This window comes from Nocardia sp. GP40 (assembly GCF_050434125.1).
Taxonomy (GTDB): domain Bacteria; phylum Actinomycetota; class Actinomycetes; order Mycobacteriales; family Mycobacteriaceae; genus Nocardia; species Nocardia albiluteola.
The window spans coordinates 144,977-171,921 of the sequence record NZ_JBNPVW010000019.1; the positions used below are offsets into that span (position 1 = coordinate 144,977).

Consider the following 26,945-nt stretch of genomic DNA (forward strand, 5'->3'; position numbering starts at 1 on the left):
GCGTCGGAACCGCCGTCGCTGGCGCGGTCGCTGTGCAGGGAGGGGCCCGACGACGACGAGTCGGTGCCGCTGTCCGGCGAGTTGCTGCGGGTGGCCGCGGGGAACTCCGGCGGGGCGATGTCGTGCTCCTCGCCCCCGGGGCTGGTGAGGACGATTCTGGGTCCGGCCGGAGCCTCGGTATCGGTGGTAGTGGTGCGGCGCGGCCGGTTCCGGGGCGGCCGCATGGCGAAGGAGCCGGCGGGATCCTCGTCCTCGGTCAGGTCCGCGTGGTCCTGGTCGGAATCGTCGGTCGTCGAGTCCGTCCGGGCGGCCGCGGCCTCCAGTTCGCTGTGCCGGATGAGGTCGTTCACGACCTTGATGAGCGTCTTGCTCGGGTTGTGGCGGGCCACCACGGCGGACAGCGGGAGTTTCAGCACCCCGTCCTCGAGCGAGCTGCCGAGGCCGGGCACCGCGAGGCGCTGGATGTCCCGGTCGGTGGCGTCGTTCGGGTCGATATCGCGGACGGTGGGTGGCGGCGGTGGCGGCGTATTGCGCTTCTCGGTGGTGGTGAGATACGTCGGGACGGCCAGGTGGAGGGTGCCCGCATCGTGTATCGGGGCGGGGTTGTCGCCGTGGCTGTGGTCGATGTTCATCCACAGATCGGTCGGCACGGTGAAGACCTGATTGCCGGGCTGGGTGCTCTTCGGGCCGGGGCTGAAGGTGTAGTTCTCCTCGCCGAAGCCCGTGTCGTACTCGCTGCTCGACGTGTGGCTGCTCGAATAGGTATACGACGGAGCGAAACTCGACAGGCCCTCGCTGTGCGGCTCGCTGAACGGATTGGTCACCGAGCCGCTGGCGCCGAGATTCCACGCGCGCGGCGTCTTCGAGTCCGACTCGCCGCCGGGCATGACCGCGCCCGTGTAGTTCATCGTCTGGATCTGCGGGAGCGTCCAATCGTGGGAGACGCCCTGGTGCGGATCCTTCTCCGAGGCGTAGCGGCGCAGGGCCAGGAGGCTGACGGTGATGCGCTGATTACCGGTCGGGGTGGGCTTGACGAAGGTGACCTCGGTGCCGCCGGTGATCTTCCCGTCGTCGTCGATCTCGCCCTGGACCATCTCGTCCGCGGTCGACAGCAGGCCCATCCGGCTGCGGAGCTGCTCGAGCTTGCGGACATTGTTCAGCCGCTGCGTATCGGTGGCATCCTGCGTCGCGGAGTCCAGCACGCCAGGCGTGTCGACCCGGGGCGGGAGGAACCCCTCGGTGTGCAGGACGTGCTCGAGCCGGGCGAACATTCTCGGCGGGACCTTGACCTGCAGCGGGGTGGTCATCAACCCGAGATCCTTCAGGTGCAGGAGCTCGGAGGGCAGGTACCGCCGCTCGGTGGGCGCGTGGCCCATGGCGCTTTTCGGCGGCACCAGCATGTTGACTGGATAGTCGTTCCCACCGGACAGCGGCGTCCTGGCCCGTGGTCCGACGGCCCGCCCGTCCGGGCGCACGAACGTCACCCGCAGCGTCATGGTGGGTGTGGTGTGCAGCAGATCGTGGACCAGGCGCAGGGCGCGCGAGGTGTAGGCCCGGCCGCCGTAGTTCAGCGAATGGGAGTTCTGATGGGACATCCCGAAGCGGAAGGGGTTGATCGTCCCGCCGACCGGTGCGTAGCCGGTCTCCTTGTCGGCCTTACCCTTTCCGAAACCGAAGGTGGGCCCGAGAGAGCCGCCGAGCGAGCTGGTGACCGTGCTGCTGTTCTGGGTGCGCAACGACCGCAGCACATTCGACTCGAGCCGGGAACCACCCTTCATGGTCGGCCCGGTGAGGGTGTCCCCGCCGTTGAAGTCGACGATCTCGAACTGGAAGTGCCCCAGCGCCTTACCGGAATTCGTGTACAGGGTCGGCGAGGCCACCGAACCGCCGTGCATCATCGGGATGTTGCTGCGGAAATTGCCCTCGCTCATGAATTCGCGCAGCGCCTCCACCGAGGCCCCGGAGGCGCCCCGGATGCGCCTGCGGAACCCGGCCATCAGATCGGCGAAAATCCGGTCGTGGTGGGGGATGTCGAGCACACCCTGGAGTGGTACCTCCTCGAGGGAGATATGCGGTTCCGGGTCGGCCGGGTCGCGGTGGAACCCGGGGGGAACGGTGGCCGGATCGTCCTCGTCGACCGTCGGCAGCTCGGTGGCCTCGGCCATGTACTTCGGGAACCAGGCCCGTACATGGTCCGGCACGGCCGCGGCGCCGGGCGCGGGGCGCGGCGTGTGTCCGCCGATGTAGAGCCAGCGATCGTTCAGTACGCGCGGCGACAGCACATCGTCCGGGTCGTTGACCCGTAGCTCCCACTCCATCTCGTAGTCGAAGGGCAGCGAGGGGCCGGTGCTGCGCTTCTTGACGATCGACTGCACCGTCGAGAAGACGCTCGAGGCGGTCGACAACTGCTGGTGGGTCAGGTTGCCCTGCAGCCCCACGCCCGCCGTGAGGAATTTGCCCTTGTCCACACTCCGCTGGTAGGCGTACGCATACGACAGGGACCGCTGGTTGCGGGCGCTGGCGGTATCGCCGACCTCGGAGACGCCGTACGACCATCGCTGCAGGCTCACCGGCAGATCGTCGCCCACCCGCTCGATGGGCTCGGCGGACGGTCCGCGCAGGTTCAGGTTCAGGCGCACCGAGATCGGGTACTGCCGCCCACGGTATTTCACGTTCAGGGGCAGGCCCGATTCGCTCAGCAGGCTGGCCCATTCCCCGGAGGTCATGCGCGAGGTCAGCTTCTTCTCGACCTCGGCGCGGAACTTCGGGTCCGGGCCCCGGGTGCGTTCCAGCCTGGTGATTACCTGATTGCGCAGCCACCGGATCGTCGACTCCGGAATCGGCTCGATGTGCAGCAGATCCTTGGTGCCGTCGCGCTGGGTGCCGAACTCCCGGACCGGAGGGCTGTAATCCCCTGGCGCGCCGGAGGATACGGTGGAATTGCTGCCCGACCGACGATGCCCGGAGCCGCTGTCGACCGGCGACTTCGGCTTCGTCGAATCCTTCGCCGAGGAGGTGGTGGACTGCGACGACTTGCTGCCGGTACGGGCATGGCCCGTAGAGCTGGCCTTGCGCTTGCCCTGCTGTTTGCTCGATTGCGGATCCACGGTGGGATCGTCCGAATCCTCGACGCTGTAGGAGAATTCCGGCTCGACATCCGAGAGATGATCGTCCTTCTGCGTTTCCAGGACGGGTGGCGTGCTGGCCCGCGACACCTCGGTCTGCCGGGAGTCCCCGGAGAGCCTCGAGTCCACGGACAGCCTGGATGCCCTGGAGCTCGCCCGGGGCCTGACCGGCGTCTTCGGGTCGGATTTGCGCGTCGGCGACTCGGGATCGCGCGCCCGCGAATCGGATGTGCGCCTGGGAGATTCGGGCGTAAGTGCGGACGAATCGGTCGTGCGCCTAGGTGATTCGGGCTCGAGCTCAGGCGAGTCGGATTTTGTTGTGGACGAATCAGACTGACCCGCAGTCGAATCCGCCGGTAGTGTCGGGCGGGCCGCGTCCTCATCGATCGTCCTCGTACGGCCCTCGGGATCCTGCACGGAGATCGTCGGAGAGTCGACATCGCCGTCCCCGTACAGCGCGTCGAGGTACAGGCCGTCATCGTCGGAGGACAGGATGTCCGCGTGTCGATCCTCTGGCCGGTCCCCGCGCTCGATCGCCGGATCCGAAGAAGGGGCGCCGGTGCTGGGGAAGGTTCGCTGCCGGTCCCCGTCGAAGGTGTACTCCTCCTCGTCGGAGTCGCTGTGGTCGCGGAGATAGGCCTCGCTCAGCTCGCGTTGCAGCCGGGCCGCCTCGGCCCGTACCGCGTCCGTCGAACCCGAACCCGCTGTGTGATCGGTGGTGTCCTGCCGCTCGATGGAGAGCAGCCGTTCGATCTCGGCCCTCGGGATATGCGTCAACGCCTCCAGCCCGGAGTCCTCGATCCTGGCGAAATCGATCGAATCGAACGCCCGGTGCAGCCGGTCCAGCAGGTCCCGGGATTCGGCGTCGTCGGGGAATTCCCTACCGGCTCCGAACCTCTCGGCCGCCTCGGCCAGCAGCGTGTACGGATCGTCCGCGTCGTAGTAGACGGACTCGGGCTCGGTCTCGGTGTCCGTATCTTCGTGTAGTTCGCTTCTGGGGATCGGACGTGTGTTGTCGTAGGTGGCGCGGAAGGCCGCGCGGTCGCTGATCGGGCTCGGATCGATGGGGCCCTCGGGGGAGGGAGTCGGAGCCGGGTGGTGCCCGGCGGCGGGGTCCGAATCGTCTTGGGCGGGCGTGGTTTCGGCTGCTTGCGTCGAGGTCGCGGGTGCGCCGATGCGGGTGCCGGACGGGAATTCCGGGGTGTCTTCGCCGTGGAGGCGAACGGGGCGCGCGATCTTGCCGGTGGGGGTGTAGAGGATGGCGTGGACGCTGGCGGCGGTGCGTTGTCCGGGGAGGATGTGGGTGGGGTCGGCGGTGTCGTGGACGAGGACGAGGCCGTCCTCGTCGACGACCATGCGGTACGCGTGCGCGCCGACGCCGTTCGCGTTGGGGGTGTTGTGTACGGCGACTACCAGCGCCTGGGCGCCGGGGCCGAGGAGGTCGAGTTGCCGGGCGATGCGGTGGATGTCGGGGTAGCCGCGGAGCTTCCCGCCCGCAGCCCTCTCGAGTTCGCGTAGTGTGCGGCCCGGCAGGGCCGAGGAACGTTTCGGCAGCCGGATCGCGGAGCTCTCGGTGTCACTCTTGATGCCGGTGAGCGCGTCGACGACGCAGTCGGCTCCGGCATCGGGGTGGCGCAGTTCCGTTGCGCGCGTCGGGTTTGTGACGGTCGTGTGTGCGGTGGCGCCGTCGTGGGCGGTGCTCGGGTCACGTCGTGGGGTGGAAGTTGTTGTGCTGCGGTGTGGCCGGAGTACCGATAGCCGGAAGATGTTGCGGCTGCGGCCGCTTGCCGTGGGCTGCGAGGCCGTCCGGGGAGTTCCGGCGGTCGAATCCGGGGTGGTGTCACGGCCTCGCAGGCGGTCGACCAGGCGTCGCAGGCGTGCGCGCACGCCACCGGAAGTGCCGCGGGTGTGGGTGACCCCGCCATCCCATGTCCGTGGCGCCAGGCGCGGGATTTCCTCGTGTCCGGTTGTCCGGGGCGCCGTGCCGTCCTGCTGCTGGGAGTGCGACGTGGAGGCGGTGTCGTCGATCCTGCTCGTGTCCTCGGATGTCGCCGGTTCGGTCGGACGGAGTTGGTCGCGGGGTTCGACGGGGGAGTCGGTGTCGGTGAGCCGCGACGTTCCGCTGGTGACCAGCGGGAAGGATCGCTGTGCCGGCCGGGGCCTCGTAGGCAGATTGTCCGCCCAGCGCACACTCGGGGTCGGTCGGTTCGCTGGTTCCGTGCGATCGCTGCCCGATCGGGGTGGTAGCTGGGGCAGGTCTCGGGATTCGGTGGTGCGGACTGGTTCCTGGTCATCCTGGCTGTAGATCGACTCGTCGCTGTCATCGCGGCGAAGTTCGTCCAGGAACGCGTTCAGGTTGAAAGGCCGGTTCTCGGCGCCGGTTTCGGTGATGTGCGGGTCTTGCGCGTCGGTCAGGTCGGATTCCGGGACGGCGGTCCCGTGTGGGGTGGCGATGGCCTGTTCGCTCGGTGCGGCCGGTTCCTGGCCGTCGGTGCTGTAGACCGATTCGCTGTAGGCGGATCTGTCGTCGTAGAAGGACGTTTCGTGGTACCGGAGGGGCGCCAACCGGGGGGTTCCGGTCGGCGAGGAGGTTCCGGTGCCACGTCGCGGGGGCTGGGCACCGAAGACCTCCTGGACCTCGAACCCGTCATCGTGCTGTGCGAGCTTGTGCGGACGTCCGGTTGTCGGCGGAGGAAGTTCCTGATCGTCGTCGGTGTCGTAGACCGGTTCATCGTAGGGCGACTCGTCGTCGTGGAAGGTCGGTGGGCGGTTGCGCCGCGATGTGCCGATGGGCGTGGGGGCATAGCCCAGCGGCTGCGGTTCGAACGGCGGGGACAGGGCTTCGTCGCCCATGTCGAACTGGTCGACGTGCTCGGGCGGTCGGATCTGCGGCGATACGAGTTCGGCGGCCGGTGTGGTCTGCTCGCCCTCCTCGGTGCTGTGGACCGATTGCCCATCGGACCGCGGGTTGTCGATGACCTGTTCGCCCTCCACCGGGGCGGTGTGTGCCGCGGCGGAGGATGCGGTGACGGCGACGGCGGCCTCGGGGTCGGTCACGGTGTCGTGGGACGAGGTGGCCGGGGTCTCGAGGTCGGCCAGGGATGCGGCTATGGCCGCGGCCAGCTCGGGGTCGTCGTCGTCGGGGACCGGGGCGGCGGGTGTTTTGAGGTCGGCCAGGGATGCGGCGATGGCCGCGGCCAGGTCGGGGTCCGCCGACGGCAGGTCCGGAGTGGCGTTGTCGACGGCCGAGGCGGACGCGTGCACGACGGTGATGGCGGGGTCGGCTAGAGCCTGGTCGAAGGTGATGGGCGCCGGTTGGCTGTTGGCGTCGCGCATTTCGCCGGGCCAGGTGCCGGTGGGCGGGTACCAGATGTAGTGCGCGTTGTTCTCGTCGCCGAATACGGTGATCCGAGTGTGGTCCGGGGCGGACTGGCCGGGGGTGTATCGCTCTGCGTCGAGGCCGAGCAGGTTGGCGAATTCACTCCAGGGCTTGGTCGGGCGGGTGCCCTCGGGGGTGCCCAGGGCGTCCGCGGGTGTGTGCCTGGTGGTGGGTACCGCGAGGTGGTAGTGGTTGTGGGCGATGAGGGTCGCGCCGTGGGCCCGTGCCCCGGTGTTCTCACCGAAGGTGGCCCCGTTGGGGAGTTGCCGGCTGTAGACGCGCACGACGGCGCCCCGGCCGGCGAGTGCGGCGGCGGCGGCGCGGGGGACCAGGTGGAAGGCGTCGGTGCGCCAGATGCCCCGCTCTCTGATCTGTTCGACCTGCCGGTGATACTCCGCGAGGTGGCGGGCCGAATCCGACGGCGATATCGGGGCACGCAGCTGCGCCGCGGTGAGTCTTCTGCCGCGGTTCTCGGCGGCGACCCTGATGTTCTGGAAGACCTCGAAATATTCTCTCCATCTGGGCCCCGACAGTTCGCCGGCGGCCAGACCGCGCAGGCGCCGAATGCGTCGGTCGAGTTCGGCTTCCGAGCCGGAGGGGTCGCGGTAGATGATGCGTTCGAGGGCGTGGAAGAAGCAGTCGTTGTCCGGTGGCATCGATTCCCAGACGTATCCCCGCGGCGCGCGGACCCCGTCCACGACGGCCCGTCGTTCGCCGACGCTGCGCCCGACCTTCGGTGCGCCCAGCAGCGAGGAGAAGAAGGACTCGAGCTTGCTCTTGCCCTTGGTCTCGGCCGCTGCGTCGGCCTTTGCCTGGGCGTCCGCTTTGTCCTTGGCCGCCTTGTCTTCTGCCGCTTGCGCTTCGCTCGTCGCCTTCGGTTCGGACGTCTTCTTCGTGTCGGGTGCGGACGTCTTCTTCGGTGTGGACGTGGACGATGTCTTCGGATCGGACTCGGATGTCTTGGCATCGGGTTCGGTTGTCTTGGTTACGGATTCGGATGTTTTCTTGGTGTCGGGTTCGGTGGTCTCCTTGGTGTCGGGTGCGACCTTCTTCGCGTTGTCGGACTCGGGTGTCGTCTTGGCCTCGGACCCGGCGGACTTCTTGGTGGTCGTCTTCTTGGCGCCGGAGCCGGAGGCCTCCTTCTTCTCGGTTCCGGTCGTCTTCTTGGTCTCCGAGCCGGACGCCTTCGTCTCGGATCCGGATGTCTGTGCCGGGGCGGTTTCGGTGTGCTCCTGCGGCAGCGTGGGATCCGGGGTCTCGGCCGGGTCCTCCGTGTCGGTCAGGGGCGGTGCGATGTGCGCACTCGACGGTGTCTCGGTGGCGCGGAACAGAACGTCGCCGGAGACCCAGACCGTGCCCTTGGGGCCCTTGACCTCGAGGAGGGCCACGGCGCGCAGGGTGTTTCCCTTGAACGGCGCGTTGGTGCGCTTCAGATCCCGCGTGACGCCGCCGAGGGCGTCGGATTCGCCGTGACCGGCATTCTGGCCGCCGAGGGGGAAGCTGTTCAGGCCGCCCCGGGTGTTGCCGTCGTCGGTGAAGGCGGGGCCGCTGATGCCGAAGGTGGGGGCGAGGTTGAGGTTGTGGCTCTCGTGGTCCTGGGCGCTGGAGTTGCCGAATACGAAGCGGTCGATGGCGATCTGCGTGCTGGTCTCCGCGGCGCGGGGTGAGTACAGGCTCATCGTGACGGTGACGCCGTTGACGGTGACACCCCGGCGATGGCGTTGTGGGGTGGGCACAGTGTCGCTGTTCGGCGTGATGTTGAGGAACGGGGCCGTGTTCTCGGGCCGCAGGGGCGTGGGCAGGTTGCTCGAGGCCAGCGAGACCAGCCGGGTGGACATGTGCTCGACCGAGCGACTGTTGTCGTTCGGGTGCAGGGAGGGATCGACGGCCAGCAGCGCCCGGCCGAACTCCTCCAGGGCGTCGAAGTCGTACATCACGATCGACCGCTCGGGCACCCAGTTCGGGACCGACATCAGGTGCCGCACGTCGGCGGGGACGTCGATCTCGATCGCGCGGTGGTCCGGGGAAGGGGGCGGCAGCGGAATCGTGGGGTTGTAGTTGTAGATACCGGGCTCGGTGCGGGGGACGACGGGCTTGGCGGGGGTGTCCGCGGTGCGGTACTTCGGGGCGAGCTGGGTGTCCGTGCCGTGGAGACGGAGCCGGGAGACGCCGTTCACCGAGGCGGGCTTGGAGAAGCGGGGCCTGCTGTGGAACCGGGTGGGGTCCACCCCCTCGACGACCCCCATCCAGTGCCCGGAGGCGATGTGGAGCCCGGAGTTGATGAGCAGGTCGCCGATCTTCTCGACCAGGTACCGCGACGCGGCCTCGGTCATGGGCCGCCAGTCGACCGTGACCGTCCACTCGGTGGGGACGTCGAACTGGTCCTGAGGCGCGGTGGTGCGCTCCCATGCGCTCAGAGCGCGGCTGTCGGTCATCGTGGAGTCGAGGCTGCGCGCCTGGCCGACGGCCATGCCGAACGCGGGGCGAATCTTGTTCCGCTGACCGCCGAGGGTCAGGCTCGTCTGGTCGGTGCTGGTGTGGGTGCTGCCGACGCTGGTGGCGCCGGGCTCCAGGAGCGAGTTGCCGTCGGCGTGATCGTGGCGGTGGACGTTGTCCAGGGCGGCGGTCGAGGGCACCGTCCGGCCGCGGAGTTGATCGAGCTTCGCCTTGGGATGCGGGCGCGCGGTGAACGTGACGCCGACGACGCGCGGGCCCAGCAATTCGTGGGTGTCGACGAAGTGGAACGAGTGATTGCCCTCGGAGCCGGCGTTGGCGAGGGTCCGCAGCCCGAATGTGGTGGCGTACTTGTTGATCAGGGGCAGGACCTGGGGATGGTGGTTGTTCGAGCCCGTCGTGGTCGCCCCGGGCGACACCTCCTCCACCAGGTTGCGGGCCGTGTCCTCGAAGGCGCTGCGGCCGTCGTTGAGGATGACGCTGGTGACGTGACCGAAGCTGAGCAGGCCCTTCGCGTTGGCGTCGCCCGCCTTCCGCTTGCCGGTGAACGCGTCGGACAGCGCGCGATCGTTGCGGCGCTTGGGCGCGATCTTGGGCTGCTCGCCACGGTCGCGGGCGGCCTTTTGCACGAGGGCCTTCAGCGGCGGGTTGTCGTGCAGGTCGTTGTCGACCACGAAGTATTCGAGCCGTTTCGGGGCGTCGACCACCCGGGTGCGGGTGGTGTGCGGCTTGCCGTGGAAGAAACCGGTGACCGCGTTGCGATATCCGGCCGTGGCGGTGACGACCAGGTGCGGGGTCGCGCGAATCCGGTGCACGCCGTTGCCGCCGTAGTCGGAGGTCACGCGCAGGGTGTCGGTCAGATCGGTCGCGGTGACGTGCTTGGTGTGAGAGGTGTTGCGCTGCTGGCTCAGCCCGCCGGTGAAGCTGCGGTCGGCCTTCTCCCCGAGCCGGGCGGTCCAGCCGCCGCTGCCCTGGTGGCCGTGCTGATTCAGCTGGGAGCGCGCCGCGGTGTTGATGGCCTCGAGCCAGTGCTCGGTATCGATGGCCGACGGCTTCAGCACCTCGACGTCGTCGTAGTAGCCCTCGATCTTGAATTGATAGGTCGTGCCCGCCACCGCGCCGGGGATCTCGACCTCGAACTTGTGGGAGTCGAGGTAGATCAGCGGCGCGAGGGAGGTCGAATGATGCGTCGACAGCTCGGTATTGAGGATCGAGCGCGCGATCGACTCCGGATTCTCCGCCGAATCGCCGAACGCGTTGCGCGCGAACCACTCACCGGCGCCGGAGGCCGCCTCGCCCGCCCCGTTCGCCCAGCTCTTCAGGGCGTCGGTCACGTCCGACCAGCTCAGGCCCGGCTCGTCGTCGGACTCGGTGTGCTCGGTCCCGGTGTCCCCGGCGAGTTCCGGTGCCGTGGTCGGGTCTGTCTGCGCCCCTTCCGGATCGGTGACGACGATCCTGGGGACGCTCGGCGTTGCGGGGGCCTCGGTCGAATCACGATGGGGTTCGATCGAATCCGTCTGCTGTGCGCCGAAATGCTGTGCCCCGTCGGGATCGGTGATGACGATGCGGGGAATGTCCGGCGGTGCGGTGTGATCGGTCCGATCCTGCTGGGGCACTGTCGGAGCCGTCTGCTGTGCGCCGAAATGCTGTGCGCCGTCCGGATCGGTGATGACGATGCGGGGCACCGGCCCGAGCGTGGACATCTCGTATTCGTCCTCGCCATGCGGTATCACCACCGAATCGGTTGCGGGCGTATCGGTTCGATGGTCATCGCCGGAGGTGAGGGTTTTCGAGACGTGCGGTCCGAGACGGGCGCCCCGTTCGATGTCGCGGATGAGACCGACCGAGACGTCCTGAAGTATCTCGGCGACGGGGTGGCTCGCCACGACGGCGGTGGCGGGGAACAGGGTTCCCTTGCCCTTCCTGAGCTGCTTCTGCGTCGGCAGGTCGAGGGCGCGGGCGTCCTGCGCGGGGGGCCGGGACCCATCGGTCGGATTCTCGCGGACCGTCGGCTCGGGCAGGCGCGTGTTGTCGGGTTCCTCGGTGGTGCGATAGGTGGGAACGGCCAGATGGGCGGTGCCCTCGGCGCGGATCGGGTCGGGGTTGTCGCCGTGGCTGTAGGAGATCTCCGCGACGACGTGGGTCGGCACGGTGAAGATGTGCAAACCCTTGGGGCTGAACGTGTAGTTCTCCTCGCCGAAGCCGAGGCCGGACGCCTCGTTCTCGGTGTTGCTGTGCGTGAAGTCGTACGACCCGGTGAGACTCGCGATCCATTCGCTGTGCTCGCTGCTGAACGGGTTGGTCAGCGCGGCGTTGGCGCCGATATCGAGGACGAACGGCGTATTCGAGTGCTCCTCCGAGCTGGTGAGGACCAGGCCGGTGTAGTTCATCGTCTGGATGTCGGGGAGTATCCAGTCGTGCGAGATGCCCTCGTGCGGATTCTCCAGCGAGTGATACCGGCGCTTCTGCTTGAGGGTGACAGTGATGCGCTCGGGCTCGGTCCCGGTCGCGGTGGACTTGAGGAACACCATCCGGGCGCCGCCGTGGGTCATCTCGATGAAGGTCGAGAGCTTCCCCAGGCGGCCGCTCATCTGCTCGAAGTTGCTGACGTTGTCCAGCCGCTGAGTCTTGGTGGCATTGGGCTCGAACCAGTCCCACAGACTCGACGTGTCCTTGCCCGACGGCAGGAATCCGCGATCGGTCAGGAAGGTCCTGATGTCGTCGAACATCTTCTTGGGGATGTTGATCTGGAGCGGGGTGGTGGTCAGCCCGATATCGGTCAGATGAAGGATGTCCGGCGACAGGAATCGCAGTTCCTGCACGCTCGGCGCATGGCCGAGCGATTTCTTCGACGGCACCATCATGTTGATCGGATAGTCGTTCCCGCCGTGCAGGGGCGTCTTCGAGTCCGGCTCGACGGCCACGCCGTTGGGCCGGACGAAGGTGACCTCGACGGTCGCCTGCGGCGTCGTGTGCAGCAGATCCGCCACCAGGCGCAGCGCGCGTGAGGTGTAGGCCCGGTCGCCGTGGCTCAGGGTGAGACTGTTCTGATGTGCCGCCCCGATCTTGAGGGGGGTGATCTGGCCGCCGATGGGCGAGTAGCCGGTGTCGTGATCGGCCTCGCCCTTGCCCAGACCGGCGGACACCGACACCGAGGCGCCGAGACCGTTGGCGACCCCGGAACTGGCCTGCGTGCGCAGCGCCCGCACCACGTTGTACTCGAGCCGGGAGGCGTTGCCGCCCACGGTGGAGGGGCCGGTGAGTTCGGTGCCGCCGTGGATGTCCGGGATCTTCACCAGGAACATCCCGAGCGGTTTACCGGACGATGTGTACATGACCGGCGAGGTCGCCGCGCCGCCGTCCATCAGCGGGACGTTGCGCTGGAAGGTGGAGACGAAGAACTCCCGCAGCTGTGCCGCGGAGGTCTCGGACAGGTCGTTCAGATGATCGGTGAACCCCTGCAGCACGTGATTGAGGAGCTGGTCGGGATACTTCAGGCCCTGCGGTCCGTAGAAGCGCAGTTCCTTCATGGTGAGCTGGGGGTTCGGGTTGTTCGGATCGCGATGCCACTGTCCGGGAATGGTGGCGTCGTCGTTCGGATCGACCCGCGGCATTTCGCGGCTGTCGGCCATATATTTCGGGAACCAGGCCACCACGTCGTCCGGGGCGGGCTCGGAGATGGGTTTCCAGTCCCCCGCTTCCGGCGCCTTGGGCGACAGCACGCCCGCCAATCCGTCGTTGTTGAGGCGTATTTCGAACCGCGGCTCGAGATCGAAGGGTATGGCGTTGGGATCCGTGCTGCGCATCTTGATGATCGACTGCACCGTCGAGAACACCGACATGGCGCTGGACCGCTGATTGTGCGTGGCGTTGAACTGCGGCGAAATACCCCAGTTGAGCAGCTTGGTCTTGAACAGATCCGTAACATGGGAGAACAGCAGCGATCCGGATCGCTGATTGCGGCTGCCGCTGGTATCGGCGGCCTCGACGAATCCGTACAACCACTGCTGGGTGCTGATTCCCGGACCGTCGTTCACCCGGGCGACGTGCCCCGTCTTCGGATCTCGGGCGTACAGGGACATCCGCAGGTACACCGGATACGGCCTGCCCTTGTATTTCACGCCCAGCGGCATGCCCGATTCGCTCAGCAGCAGATTCTCCTCGGCCTTGGTCAGGCGGGAGGTCAGCTTGTTGTCGACGGCCTTCCGGAATGCCGCGCTCCGGCCGTGGGCGCCCTGCACCGCGTCGATGATGTGGCGGCGCAGGTACTTCATGTTCTCTTCCGAGAACTGCTCGACGTGGATCAGGGGCTTGCCGCCCTCTCCCCGGTTGCCGAAGCGCTCGACGACATGGCCCAGAGAGGTTGCGGCAGAAGGTGATACGGGGGAGTCGAGCGGGATGTCGACGAACACGTCCGAGCCCGCCTCGGAGGTGTGGTGGCTCGCGCTGTCCGACGACAGCTCGAACTCCGCGGGATCGGGCAGCCGGAAATCGGCGGGCACAACCTCCCGGCTGTTCGAATGCGCGGACTCCTCGTCGGAGATCGTCTCCCAGTCCGAATCGTCGTCGGCGGGAACGACTTCGCTCGCCCGCGTCGGATCGACGAGCGCGCCGATGGTGGTGCCGGGCGGGAATTCGGGGACATGCTCGCCGCGGCGGCGGGCGGGGCGGCTGATCCGGCCGTCGGGGTTGTAGAGGACCGCGTGGACGCTGGCCGCGGTGCGCTGTCCGGGGAGGGTGTGGGTGGGGTCGGCGGCGTCCTCGACGAATATGGTGCCGTTGCGGTTGACCATTTGGTAAGCATGTGCGCCAACGCCGTTCGCGTTGGGGGTCTCGTGCACGGCGACGACGAGTGCACGCGCGCCGGCGCCGAGCAGGTCGAGCTGCCTGGCGATGCGGTGGACGTCGGGGTAGCCGCGGAGTCTGCCGCCGGCGGCCCGCTCGAGTTCGCGTTGTGAGCGGCCGGCTAGGGGCGCGGGGTCCCGCGGTACGCGGATCGGAGCATCGGGCAGGGCGCGGGCGATGCCGGTGAGCGCGTCGACGACGCAGTCGGTTCCGACGTCGGAGTACCGCCGGCCCAGGACGGGCGATGGGTTCTCGACGGCCGAATGCGAGGTGGTGCCGTCGCCGTGGGTTGCGGGGGTCGCGGTGGCGCTGCTGCGCCGGGTCACCAACCGCCGCAGGATGTCTCGACGCCGGGTGCGCTCGGTCGGCGGTGTCGGTGCCTGCTCGGTGGTGTGCGGTGTCGTGTCGTCCCGGTTGCGCAGGCGGGAGACGACGTTGCGCAGGCGCCGAAGCGATCCGCGCACGCCGCTGGAGGATCCCCGCCCACCGCGGGTATCGGTGCTGCCGTCGGATATCGGTGCGACGCTGCGGCGTCCGGTCGTGGCGGACGTTGTGGTGTCGGTGGGCCGGGAATGTGATGCCTGCGCGGCCTGGTCGATCCGGTGGGTGCCGAGGTCGCCGGTGCCGTCGGAGATCGCCGGCTCGGTGCGCCGGAGCTCGTCGCGGGGGCCGGTGGACGGGGTGGAATCCGTTGTCCGCGAGGGCCTGTTGACCAGCGGGAAGGATCGCTGGGTCGCCTGATATTGCGAGGTCAGCTCGTCCGAGAAGACCACATTCCGGGTCGTCCGGTGCGACGGTGTCGCGTGGCTGCCGCCGCTCGATAGCGGCAGCTGCTCGCCCTGGCTGTCGACCGATCCCTCGCTGTCGTCACGGCGGAGTTCGGCCATCGCATCCAGCATGCTGAAAGGTCGGTTCGCGGTATCGGTTTCGGTGAGCTGCGGGGTGTGGACCAGGTCCGTCAGGTCGATCTCGTCGTCCGTGAGCGATTGCGGCCGGACCGGGCGGGGCTGTTCCTGGCCGTCCGAGCTGTACACCGATTCGCTGTAGTCCGACCGGTTGTTGTCGACGGCCGGTTCGTAGTAGCGCAGAGGGGCGAAACGGCCTGTGCTCGTGGAGGTCCCGATGGTCGGCAGTTCCTGACCGTCGTTGCTGTAGATCGATTCGGTGTAGGCCGATTCGTCATCGCGGTAGGTCGGATTGTCGCCGGGGAAGTTCCTGGGAGCGGTGTACGAGCTCTCGGAGAACTGGCCGTCCTCGCCGTGGAAGGACTCGTTGTCGCCGTAGGCGGACTCGTTGTCGCCGTAGAAGGATTCGTCGTCGCCGGGGAACCGGTCGTCGTGGTACTCCGGTTCGTCGTCGCGGCGGAGGCTGGTGGGGAAGGGCGTCCCGGGTCGCGGGGGAAGGCGGAGGGTCCCGAGGTCGCCGTTGTCCGACAGTTCGTCGTCGGTCGACTCGTAGCTGCGGAAGGGCGCGGACCGAATGGTGTTCGTGGAGGAGATCCCGCCGCCCGGGTGGAACTGAGGGTCGCCCAGGTCGATCTCGTCGGAGAGTGCGTTGCGGGTCGATTCGTCTGTGATGGTCGGAGAACTGTTGTGGACGGCGTCGGGCCGGGCGACCGGATCGGTCTCGGAGTCGGAGGTGGTGTCGACGACCGCCGCCTGTGGCCGCCGTGGCGGTTCGGAGTCGGCGGTGTTGTGGACGACGGGATCGGTTGTGGCGGTTGTGTCTTCGGTCGACGCCTGCGGCCGTTGCTGCGGTGTAGTGGTGTCGGTCGTTCCGGTGCTGTTCTCGGTCAGCGCGCGGACGCTGTTGCGTAGCGCGCGGAACCGTTCGACCAGATCGGTTGCCGGAGTGGTACTTTCGGTGGTCTGCCGCGGCGAGGTGGCGGGGACCGTGGCCTCGCGCAGGTTGTGGACGCTGTCGCGCAGGGCGCGAAGCCGCGCGGCGAACTCGGCGATCTCGTCGTCCGAATCGGTTTCGGGCGTCTCGGTTTCGCTGGGCGGCTGGAGTTGCTGCTGCGGCGTTTCGGTGGTCGTGGAGTCGTGCGGGGTATCGAGCGCGGTCGAGGCGGAATGCTCGTTGGACTCGGCCAGGGATGCGGCGATCGCGGCGGCCAGGGCGTCGTCGGTCGCGGCGGAATGTGCCTTGAACTCGGCCAGCGATGCGGCGATCGCGGCGGCCAGCTCCGGGTCGGTCGCATACAGGTCCGGGGCGCCCGCTTCCACGGTCTCGGGGGACGCGTGCACGACGGTGACGGCGGGGTCGGCGAGGGCCTGTTCGAAGGTGACGTGCACCGGTTGACTGTCGGCGTCGCGCATTTCGCCGGACCAGGTGTTGGTGGGCGGGTACCAGATGTAGTCGGCGCCCTGTTCGTCGCCGAATACCGTGAACTGGGAGGGGAGGGGCTGTTCCGGGCCGCGTGGGTCGTATCGCTCGGCATCGCCGCCGAGCAGGGGGAGGAATTCGTGCCAGGGCTTGGTGGGTCGTGAACCCTCGGGAGTGCCGACGGCACCGGAAGGCACGTGTTCCCCGGTGGGTACGGCGAGATAGTAGTGGTCGTAGGCGACGAGGACCGAACCGTCGGACGGCGCCTGGGTGTCCTCGCCGAAGGTCAGTCCACGCGGGATCTGGTCGTTGTGGACGCGTACGACGGTGCCCCGGCCGGCGAGCGCGGCCGCGGCGGCACGGGGGACCAGGTGGAAGGCGTCGGTGCGCCAGACTCCCCGCCGCCTGATCTGTTCGACCTGCCGGTTGTACTCCGCGAGGTGGCGGGCCGAATCCGCCGGTGAAATCGGGGCCCGCAGTTGCGCCCGGGTGAGTCTTCTGCCGCGGTTCTCGGCGGCGACCCTGATGTTCTGGAAGGCCTCGAAGTATTCGTTCCGTCTCGGCCCCGACAGTTCGTCGGCGGTCGCATTACGCAGGTCGTGGATCCGCTGATCGAGTTCGTCCGCCGAGCCGTACGAGTCGGGGTGGACGATGCGTTCGAGGGCGTGGAAGAAGCAGTCGCCGTCGGGTGGCATCGACTCCCATACGTGGCCGTCGGGCGCGCGGACCCCGTCCACCACGGACCACTGCGGGCCCCTCGTGCGCTCGACCTTCGGCGAGAGGGCGCCCATCAGGCTGGAGAGCCAGGATTGGCTCTTGGCCTTGCCCTTTGCCGCGGTTTTCGCCTGGGCGTCGGCCTTGTCCTTGGCGGCCTGCTCCTCGGCCGCCTTCTCCGCGTCGGCTTTCGCCTTGGCGGCCTTGGCTTTCGCCTCGGCCTCGGCCTTGGCTGCGGCTTCCGCATCGGTGGCGGGCTTACTGGTGCTCGACGGCTTCTCGGCGCCGGTGGCCGGGGTCTTCTTGGTGTCGCCCGGCTGCTCGGCCTTCTTGGTTTCGGTGGGTTCGGACTTCTTCGTCTCGGCAGGTTTGGGCGTGGTTTCGGCAGGTTTGGGTGTGGTCTCCGCGGGCTTCTTCGCGGGCTCGGCCAGCAGGGGCTCTTCGAGCCGGCGTTCCTTGACGGCCTTCGGCTCGTGGGTGGGCACCGCCGGGAAGTCGCTCTCGGTGATCGCCCCGGGGTCGTGTGTCGGTACCTCGGGGAAGTCGCTCTCGGTGATCGCCCCGGGGTCGTGTGTCGGTACCTCGGGGAAGTCCTCATCGGTCAGGGGCCTGGTCCGCAGCGGCGGCGTCTCCTGGTACTGGCCGACGACGTCGCTGGTGAGCCAGACCGTGCCCTTGGGGCCGCGGACCTCGATGAGCGCCACGGACCGCAGGCGGTGCCCGTCGGCCGGTGCGTTCTGGCGCTTGAGCAGGCGCCGGACGCTGCCGGTCGCGGCGGCCTGGCCCTTGCTGGCGTTCTCGCCGCCGAGGGGGAAGCCCGAGATGCCGCCGCGGTGGTTGCCGTCCTCGGAGACGGGCCCGGTGTGGCCGAAGGTCGGGGCGACCGTGGTGGACTTGCTCTCCTGGGATTGGAAGCTGTCGTTCGAGAATTCGAAACGGTCGGCGACGATCGAATCGACGTCCCGCTCGGAGCGGGGTGAGTACAGGCTCACACGGACCGTGGTGCCGGTGACGGTGGTGCCGCGGGTGTGCGGTTGCGGCCGCGGCATCTCGTCGGTGCTCGCCGGCGTGACATTGAGGAACGGGGCGGCGGTTTCGGGCCGCATGGGGGTGTGAGTGTTGTTGGCGATCAGCGTGGTCAGGCGGGAGTTCAGGCCCTCGGCCGAGGTAGTGTAGCTGTTGGGCTTCAGCGAGGGGTCGACGGCCAGGAGCGCCTGGCCGAGTTCCTTCGCGCCGTCGAAGTCGTAGGTCACGAACGGAAGGTCGGGCACCCAGTTGTCGACCGACAGCAGCTCCTGCACGTCGTCGGGCACCGCCTCGGCGCCGGCGCGGTTCGCCTCCGGATCGGTGGTGTCGGAATGCCCGGCCGCGGTCGGGTCGGCGATGCCGTCCAGGGTCCGGCGCAGCTCGGGCGGGACGGCGGGGTCGAATCCGTAGAGTCGGGGCGTGGTGTGCGGGACGGCCTTCGAGGCCGGGTTCTCCGCGGTGACGTCCTCCGGGGCGGGTTCGGTATCGGCTTTGTGCAGACGCAGGTGCGTCAGGGCGTTCACGGGTGTGGACTTGGAATGGATGTCCGTCACGGGATGCTGCGGGTCCGCGAGCTGTTCGGGGTCCACGTCGGTGAACGTTCCGTCCCACTGCCCGGCGTGGATGAGCTGCCCGGCGCCGAGGGCGCCCTGCCCGAGCTGGATGAGGCCGTCGCCGACCATGTTGGCCAGGTATTTCGACGCGGTCTCGGTCATGGGGCGCCAGTCCACCGTGACGACGTACTCGGTCGGGACGTCGAATTGGTACTCCTCGTCGCCGCTGCGCTCCCAGGCGCTCAGGGCGCGGCTGGAGTTCTGGGTATCGCTGTGGCTGCCCCCGCGCGCGATGCCGACGCCGAGCGTGGGGCGCTGCTTGGTGAACGAGCCGCCGAGCGGGGTGGCGGTCAGCTGCTGGCTGCTGGTGTTGGAGGTGCCGACGCTGGTGGCGCCGGGCTCGATCAGCGCGTTGCCGTCGGCGCGGTCGTGACGGTGGACGTTGTCCAGCGCCGCGCTCCTGGGCACCAGTCTGCCGCGCAGCGCGTCGAGGTCGACTCCGGTCTTGGGGCGTTGGGTGAACGTGACACCGACCACGCGCGGGCCGAATACGTCGGAGCGGTCGACGAAGTGGAACGAGTGGCTGCCCTCGGCCCCGGCGTTGGCGAGGGTCCGCACGCCGAAGCTGTTGGTGTGCTGGTTGATGAGCGGCCCGACGCCGGGGTGGTAGTTGGCCGAGCCCACTTCGGTTGCGCCGGGCGATATTTCGTTGACGAGATCCTTGGCCGCGTTCTCGAAGGCGCTGCGGTTGTCGAAGATGACCTCCGTGGCGCCGCCGAAGGGAATCTTGGCCTTCGGCCGGTCGGTGCCCTTGATCTTCTCGGTGTAGCTGGAGCCCAGCTTGCGAGTCGGTGCCTGTTTCTGGGCGACCGGGGGTTCCTCGCCGCGGTCCTCGGCGGCCTGTTCGACCATGGCCAGCAGGGCCGGGTTGTTGTGCAGGTCGTTGTCGACCAGGAAGAAGTCGAGACTCTGGGGAATGTCGATGACGCGCGTGCGCGTGGTGTGCGGCCCGCGGCGCAGCAGGCCGTTGATGAAGTTGCGGGTGCCGGCCTCGATGGTCATGACGATGTGCGCGTCGCCGGTGAACTCGTGGACGCCGTTGCCGCCGTAGTCGGAGGTGACTCGCAGGCTGTCGATCCCGTCGGTGCCGGTGGAGTGCGTCGAGGTGGCGTCGCTGCGCTGCCAGCCGCCGGACGGCCGGTAGCTCGGGTCGGACTTGTCGCCGTAGGTGCCCTGCACGGTGACCGCGCCCTGGTTGCCGCGGTTGCGGGACGTGGTCCGGGACGAGGCGTTGACGGTCTCGAGCCAATGCTCGGTATCGACGCCGACGGGCTTCCTGACCCGGACGTTGTTGAAATAGCCCTTGATCTTGACCTTGTAGTCCGTGCCGGCCACGCCGCCCGGGATCGGGACCTCGAACTCGTAGGAGTCGCGGAAGATCAGCGGCGCATAGGAACTCGCGTGGTGCGGCGACAGCGAGCTATGGATGATCGAGTGGGCCGTCGACGCCGGATTCGTGGCCGCGTCGCCGAATGCGTTGCGCCAGACCCACTTACCGGCGTTAACGGCCTTGTTTGCGGCCCACGAGCCCCAGCCCTGCTTGGCGCCCTCGGCGGTGTCGCCCGGCGTCGTCTCGGGCGAATCCGTGGTCTCGGTGGTCGCGGGCGGGTTTCGAAGGGCGTTGAACCGTGCGACGAGGTCGTTGGGATCGATTGCCGGGGTTGCGGTCTCGGTGGTGGCGGGGTCGATCTGGATGACGACGTCGTTGGGATTGGTTGTCGGGGTTGTGGTGGCGTCCTGTGGCCGGGACGTCGAGCTCGACGCCGGGTTCCAGCGCGGCAGGTCGTACTCCTCGTCCCCGGTCCGGCGCGGCCGGAAGGACCGGAACAGCGAACCCATGTTCGGGAACCGGCTCGACCGGCGGGAGGTGTCGATGGCCGGTGTTTCGGTCTCGGCCGGGAAGCTACCCGGCAGTTTCGGGTCGGGTTCTTCGGCGCCGCTCCGGTCGATCTCGCCGATCATGTCGAACGCGTTGTCCTGCAGGATCTTTGCGATGGGGTTGCCCGAGATGACCGCGGAGTGGGGCAGGAGCCCGACGCCCTCGGGGAGCGTCTTCTCGGTCCGGTAGGCCGCGGTGGGCAGGTCGAGGAGTTGGGCGTCCCTGTCGGGAATCCGGCTCTTGTCGGTGGGGTGCTCGCGCGTGGTGGGTGCGGGCCGGGGGTCGCTGTGGACCGGCTCCTTGGTGGTGAGATACGTCGGGACGGCCAGGTGCATGCTGCCCTTGACGTCGTCGATCGTGTCCGGGTTGGGGCCGTGGCTGTAGCTGAACTCGACGCGGTAGCGGGTGGGCAGTCCGAAGAGCTGGACGCCGGATTCGGAGGTCTTGTTCTTGGGGCTGAAGGTGTAGTTTTCCTCGCCGAAGTTGGTGTCGAACTGCTGGGTCGTCGTCTCGTTGCCCGTGCGGTCGAAGGATCCGCCGAGGCTCGAGACGATCTCGCTGCGCTTCGCGTTGAACGGATTGGTGAGCGAGGCGCTGGCGCCGACATCCCACGCGAACGGCGCCTTCGCCGATTGCTCCCCGCCGGACATGACGACGCCGGTGTAGTTCATCGTCTGAATGTCGGGCGCCGACCAATCGTGCGTCACGCCCTGATGCGGCGCCGCCTCGTCCTCGTAATCGCGCTCGGCGATGATCTTGACGGTCAGGCGTTCGGTATCGGTCAGATTGGACTTCTCGAACACCATGCGGGTGCCGCCCTGGATCATTTCGTCCGCCTCCGCGAGCAGACCCAGCCGACCGCTCAGCTGCTCGAACTTGCGGACGTTCTCCAGCCGCTGATTCTTGCTGGAATTCGATTCGAACCAGTCCTTCCAGGTCGGTTCGCGATTGGGCGGGAGGAATCCGTGATCGGACAGGACCTTCTTGATATCGGTGAACACCTCGTCGGGCATCTTGACCTCGAGCGGGGTGACCATCAGGCCGAATTGATGCAGATGCAGCAGGTCCTGCTGCAGGTACCTGGCCTCCTCGGGCGCCTTGCCGATGCTCTGCTTCGAGGGCACCAGCATGTTGACCGGATAGCTCTTCCCGCCGTCCAGGGGCGTTTCCGCGAGGGGCTGCACCTCGGTGCCGTCGGGCCGGACGAAGGTGACCTCCAGGGCCATCCGCGGTGTCGTGTGCAGCAGATCCGCGACCAGGCGCAGCGCGCGCGAGGTGTAGGCCCGGCCGCCGTAGGTCAGCGAATGACTGTTCTGATAGCTGGCCCCGACCTTCAGCGGGGTGATCGTCGCGCCGATGGGCGAATAGCCGGTCGCCTTGTCGGACTTGCCCTTACCGAAGCCGAGGGACAGTGCCAGGGAGGCGCCGAGGGAATGGCTGACCGTGGAATTTCCCTGCGTACGCAACGCCCGCAGCACGTTGTATTCCAGGCGCGAGCCGTCCTTCATGGTCGGGGCGGTGAGTGTCTCGCCGCCCTCGAACCTCCGGAGCTTCACCTTGAAGAACCCGAGCGGTTTACCGGACGACGTCTTCAGCGTCGGGGATTGCATCGAACCGCCGTGCGCGCCCGGGGTATTGGCGAGGAAATTGCGGCCGAAGAATTCCAGCAGCGCGCTGGTCGACCCCGAGGTGATGCCCCGGATTTCGTCGGGGAATCCCGCCGCGATATCGGCAAGGAGATGGTCGTGATGCGGAAAGTCCTGCGGACCGTAGAAGGGGAACTGCGTCAGGGTGATGTCTTTTTGCTTCGGGTCGCTGTGCGCCGCCACGGGGACGGCGGCGTCTGCCGGGGGCTGCGCGGGCTCGAACGGTACGGGGACGGTTTCGGGCTTGCTCTCGTCGACCGTCGGCATCTCGGTGCTGTCGGCCAGGTGCCGGGGGAAGAAGACCACCAGATCGTCCGGCATGGCGGGCAGGGGTTTCCAGTCGGTCTTGTTCGGCGCGTCGGGTGACAGCACACCGTTCTGACCGTCGGTGTTGAGGCGTATCTCGAACCGCGGCTCGAAGTCGAAGGGTTTGGCGTGGGCGTCGGTGCTGCGCTTCTTGATGATCGACTGCACCGTCGCGAACGTGGACATGGCGGTGGACAGCTGGTTGTGGGTGGCGCTGAGCTGCGGTGTCAGGCCCCAATCGAGCAGCCCCTTGTCGAACAGATCGAACAGATCGGAGAACGGGATCGAGCCGGACCGCAGGTCGTGGCTGGCCATGCTGTCGCCGGACTCGGCGAATCCATACGTCCACCGCTGGGTGCTGACCGCCGGGCCCTTGTGCTCCAGCGACTTCTCCGGGGTGCGGGCATGCATTGTCAGGCGCAGGAACGCCGGATACGGGCTGCCCTGGTACTTCACGCCCAGGGGCATACCCGATTCGCTCAGCAGGCGGTCCCATTCGGCGACGCCCAGGCGGGAGGTCAGCTTCTGCTCGACCGCAGCGCGGAAGTCGTTGTCCCGGAAGTCGTTCTCGTTGACCCTGGTGCGCCGGCCGCCGCGGGTCTCCACCTCGTCGATGACGTGCTTGCGCAGCTCCCGCACCGTGCTTTCGGAGAGCGGCATGATATGGGCCAGGTCCTGGTGGCCGTCCCGCTGGGTGCCGAAAGTGCGGACGACATGGCCCGGGACGCCCGGGGCCCGCGTGGACGAGGTCGAATGATCGCTCGGCAGCGGGATGCTCGGGTCGCCCTCGTCGCCGGGCTGCTTGGCTTCGGGCTTTTGTTCGGCGGGCTTCTGCTCAGTGGGCTTTTGTTCGGCCGGTTTCTGCTCGGCAGGTTTCTGTTGGGCCGGTTTCTGTTGGGCGGGTAGCGGTTTGGAGGGGTCGTGGGTGGGGACCTCCGGGAAGACGATGTCGCGGACGGGCGCGGACTCCAGCGGCGTGGCAGTCTCGATGGGGGCCGCCGCGGGGTCGTAGAGGCGAACCTCGTCGTCGCCGGTGTCGAAGCGAACCCGTCTCTTCTCGCGGACCTTGTCGCCCAGCTCGGGAGCCTTGACCTGCGCGGTCTTGTCCTGTGGAATCTTCTCCTTCGGAACCTCTTCCCCCGGAACCTTTTCGGTTGACTTCGGGGCGGCCGAGGGGTCGTTGGTCGGTACCGTCGGGAGGCTGTTCAGGAGTGCTTCGACGGCTGCGGGGTCGTCGTGGTGCGACTCGTCGACGATGGAGATCGTGGGCTCCGCCGTGAGCTCGGTGAGATCCGGCTGCTTGGTGGCGCCGACGAGGGTGCCGGCCGGGAATTCGGGGATGTTCTCGTCGCGGAGACGGACGGGGCGGCCGATCTTGCCGGCGGGGGTGTACAGGACGGCGTGGACGCTGGCGGAGGGGCGCTGCCCCGGGAGCCTGTGGCCGGGGTCGGCGGTGTCGTATACGAGGATTGTGCCGTCCTCGTTGACCATCCGGTAGGCGTGTGCGCCGACGCCGTTCGCGTTGGGGGTCTCGTGCACGGCGACGACGAGGGCCTGCGCGCCGTCGCCGAGGAGGTCGAGCTGCCGGGCGATCCGGTGGACGTCGGGGTAGCCGCGCAGCTTGCCGCCCGCGGCCTTCTCGAGTTCGGGCCGGGTGCGGCCCGCGAGGACCGCGGGCAGCCGCGGCAGGCGGATCGGGGCCTTGTGGAGGTCCCGGGCGATGCCGGTGAGCGCGTCCACGACGCAGTCGAGCGGGGTCTTGGCGGCTCGTATCGGGTTCGTGACGGTCGTGTGCTGGGCGGTGCCCCCGTCGCGCGCGGTGTCCGATTCCGGGCGTGCGGTGGAAGTCTTTGTGCTGCTGAGCAATCGCCGAAGGGGGCGCTGGAAGATATCGCGGGTGCGCCGGCGCGGCGCGGCGGCGGTCGGTGTCGCGTCGCTCGATTCGTCGGACGCGGTGCGGTTCCGCATCCGGGAGGCGAGCCGCCGCAGGCGTTGTGCCGGTGTGCGTTTGCCCTGGGCGGGTTCGTGTGTGCCGCCGTGCACGCCGACGCTGCCGTCGGGTACCGCGACCGCGGTGTCCTCGCGCTCGGTTTCGTGAGGTGCGGTGACATCGGATGAGTGGGGAGCCGCCACCGCGGAAGCGGTGCTGTCGTGGGGAATTTCCGCATCCCCGGAATCCTCGGAATAGACCGATGTGACGGATTCCGCGCGCGGCGGCCGGATGGTGGATCCGGCCGTGATACGGGGATCCGTGCCGGCGCGAGGGAAGCCGGTGGGAAGCAGCGGGAAGGACCGCTGTTCCTTCCGGACGCCGGAGGGCTCCTCGTCCCACCACCGGATGCTCCGGGGCTGCCCGGGCGAATTCGGTTGCCGGGTCGGCGCATACGGGTTCGAGGTGGTGGCCGGGCTCTCGGATTCGGTGCTGTAGACCGATGCGGAATCGGGGCTGTAGACCGATTCGTCGTCGACGTGGAGTGCGGCGCGGATGGTGCTCAGCCGGAGTGGCTGCACGTGCGTGGGGTTCGGTTGGGCCGACAGCGTGTCGTGGGGCTGTTGTTGCGGCGCTTCGGAACTCGTCGCGGGTGTGGTGGCAGTCGCGGAGGGTGTGCGGGTCGTCGGCTCGGCGGAGTGCTGCGGCGGGGCAGTCAGGGGCCCGTGGTCGCCGCCGGGATCCGATTCGTCGTCGGACAGCGGCGGCAGCTCATCGTCGGTGAACACGATGTCGCTGGACTCGGCTGCGGGGATGCGAATGTCGGTGATCGCGGGGTCGGCGAGAACCTGCTCCAGGGTCGCCTGCACCGGATTGAACTCGACATCGTGCAGGATGCCGTTCGACGTGCCGGGGAACGACATCCAGACGTACCGCGCGCCGGACTCGTCGCCCAGCACGATGACCCTGGCGTCGTCGACGGCGGGCTGCGTGAGGGAGTCCCTGGTGTGCCGCTGGGGATTCGGGCCGAGCATGAATGACAGGTCGTCCCAATGCGCGGCGGCCGGGTGTGCCGGTTGCTGCTCGTCCGAGTGCGAGGAGATCGCGTGGGCCGGCGTGGTTCCGAGGGGCAGGTTTTCGTCATCCGAGGAGTCGGACAGTTCGAAGTGTTCGGGTGGCGGGAGCTGGGCGAGCGACGTGTCGTCGCCCAGCGTGATGTGTTCGGGGGACGCGAGTGTGGTGAATGGGGTGTCGTGCGGTCCGACGGCTTGGGCCGGTGTGGTTGCCAGGGGCTGGAGTTCGTCGTCCGAGTCGGTCAGTTCGAAGTACTCGGGCGGCGGCAGCTGGCTCAGTGGAGTGGTCTCGAGGTGTTCGTCGTCCGAGGCGGTGATCGCTGAGACATGCTCGGACGAAGTAGATGTGGTGAAAGGGGCGTCGGTCTGCCCGAGGTTCCCGGTCGACGGGAGTTTGGTGGGTTCGGTGTCGGCGGGGGAGAGGGATTCGGTCGGCAGTGTTGGGACGATCGGTGTGGACTGCTGGTGGTCCTCGCTGCTCTGGACCGAGCCTTCGTCGGTCAGTGGGTCGTGAATGATTGTGCCCGTGGGGGATTCGGGCGAGAGGCTGAAGTCTCCGGCGAGGCCCGGGAAGTTCGTGTCGAGGGGGCCCAGGTCGGGTGTCTGGATCGTCGGTGTGGTGATGGTCGGCGTCTCGTCGCCGGGCGTCTTCGTGGCCAGGGACGCGGCGATGGCGGCATCCAGGCCCAGGTCGGTCTCGTTCTTGAACGTGGCCAGGGAATTGGCGATGGCGGTGGCCAGTTCCGGGTCGGCCGAATACAGTCCCGGGTCGATAGTGTCCGTTGACGCGGCGGACGTGTGGACGACGGTGACGGCGGGGTCGGCGAGGGCCTGATCGAAGGTGACCTGCACCGCTTGGCCGTTGGCGTCGCGCATCTCGCCGGACCAGGTGCTGGCGGGCGGGTACCAGATGTAGTGGGCGCCCTGTTCATCGCCGAACACCGTGATCCGGGAGGGGCCGGGGACGGGCTGTGCCGGGTCGAGCGGGGCGTACTGCTCGGCATCGTCGCCCAGCAGGGCGGCGAATTCGTGCCAGGGCCTGGTGGGCCGCGACCCCTGGGGCGTGACGAGCGTGCTGGAGGACGTCTGATCCCCGGAGGGTACGGCGAGGTAATAGTGTTCGTTGGCGACGAGGGTCGAGCCGTGGGGCTGCGCCTGGGTGTCCTCGCCGAAGGTCATACCCTGCGGGATCTGGTTGTTGTGGACGCGCACCAGGACGCCCCTGCCGGCGAGCGCGGCCGCGGCGGCGCGGGGAACCAGGTGGAAGGCGTCGGTGCGCCAGACTCCCCGTCGCCTGATCTGTTCGACCTGGCGGTTGTACTCCGCGAGGTGGCGTGCCGAATCCGCCGGTGATATCGGGGCCAGTCGCTGCGCCGCGGTGAGCTGTCTGCCGCGGTTCTCGGCGGCGACCCGGATGTTCTGGAAGACCTGGAAGTAATCGTTCCGCCGCGGCCCCGACAGCTCGTCGGCGGTCATGTCGCGCAGGTCGTGGATCCGCTGGTCGAGTTCGTCCGCCGAGCTGTACGGGTCCGGGTGGACGATGCGTTCGACGGCGTGGAAGAAACAGTCGCCGTCGGGCGGCATCGACTCCCACACGTGGCCCTCGGGCGCGCGGACCCCGTCCACCAC

At 68.3% G+C, this 26,945-nt stretch carries 1 protein-coding gene (cut by a window edge); it reads right to left on the bottom strand.

The features are described 5' to 3' along the window. On the bottom strand, positions 1-26,945 hold the 5' portion of the coding sequence (locus ABH933_RS40015) for an ADP-ribosyltransferase (protein ID WP_429427014.1). 16,468 nt of this gene lie to the left of the window's left edge; only the first 26,945 of its 43,413 coding nucleotides appear in the window; its start codon is at positions 26,943-26,945; its stop codon lies beyond the left edge, outside the window.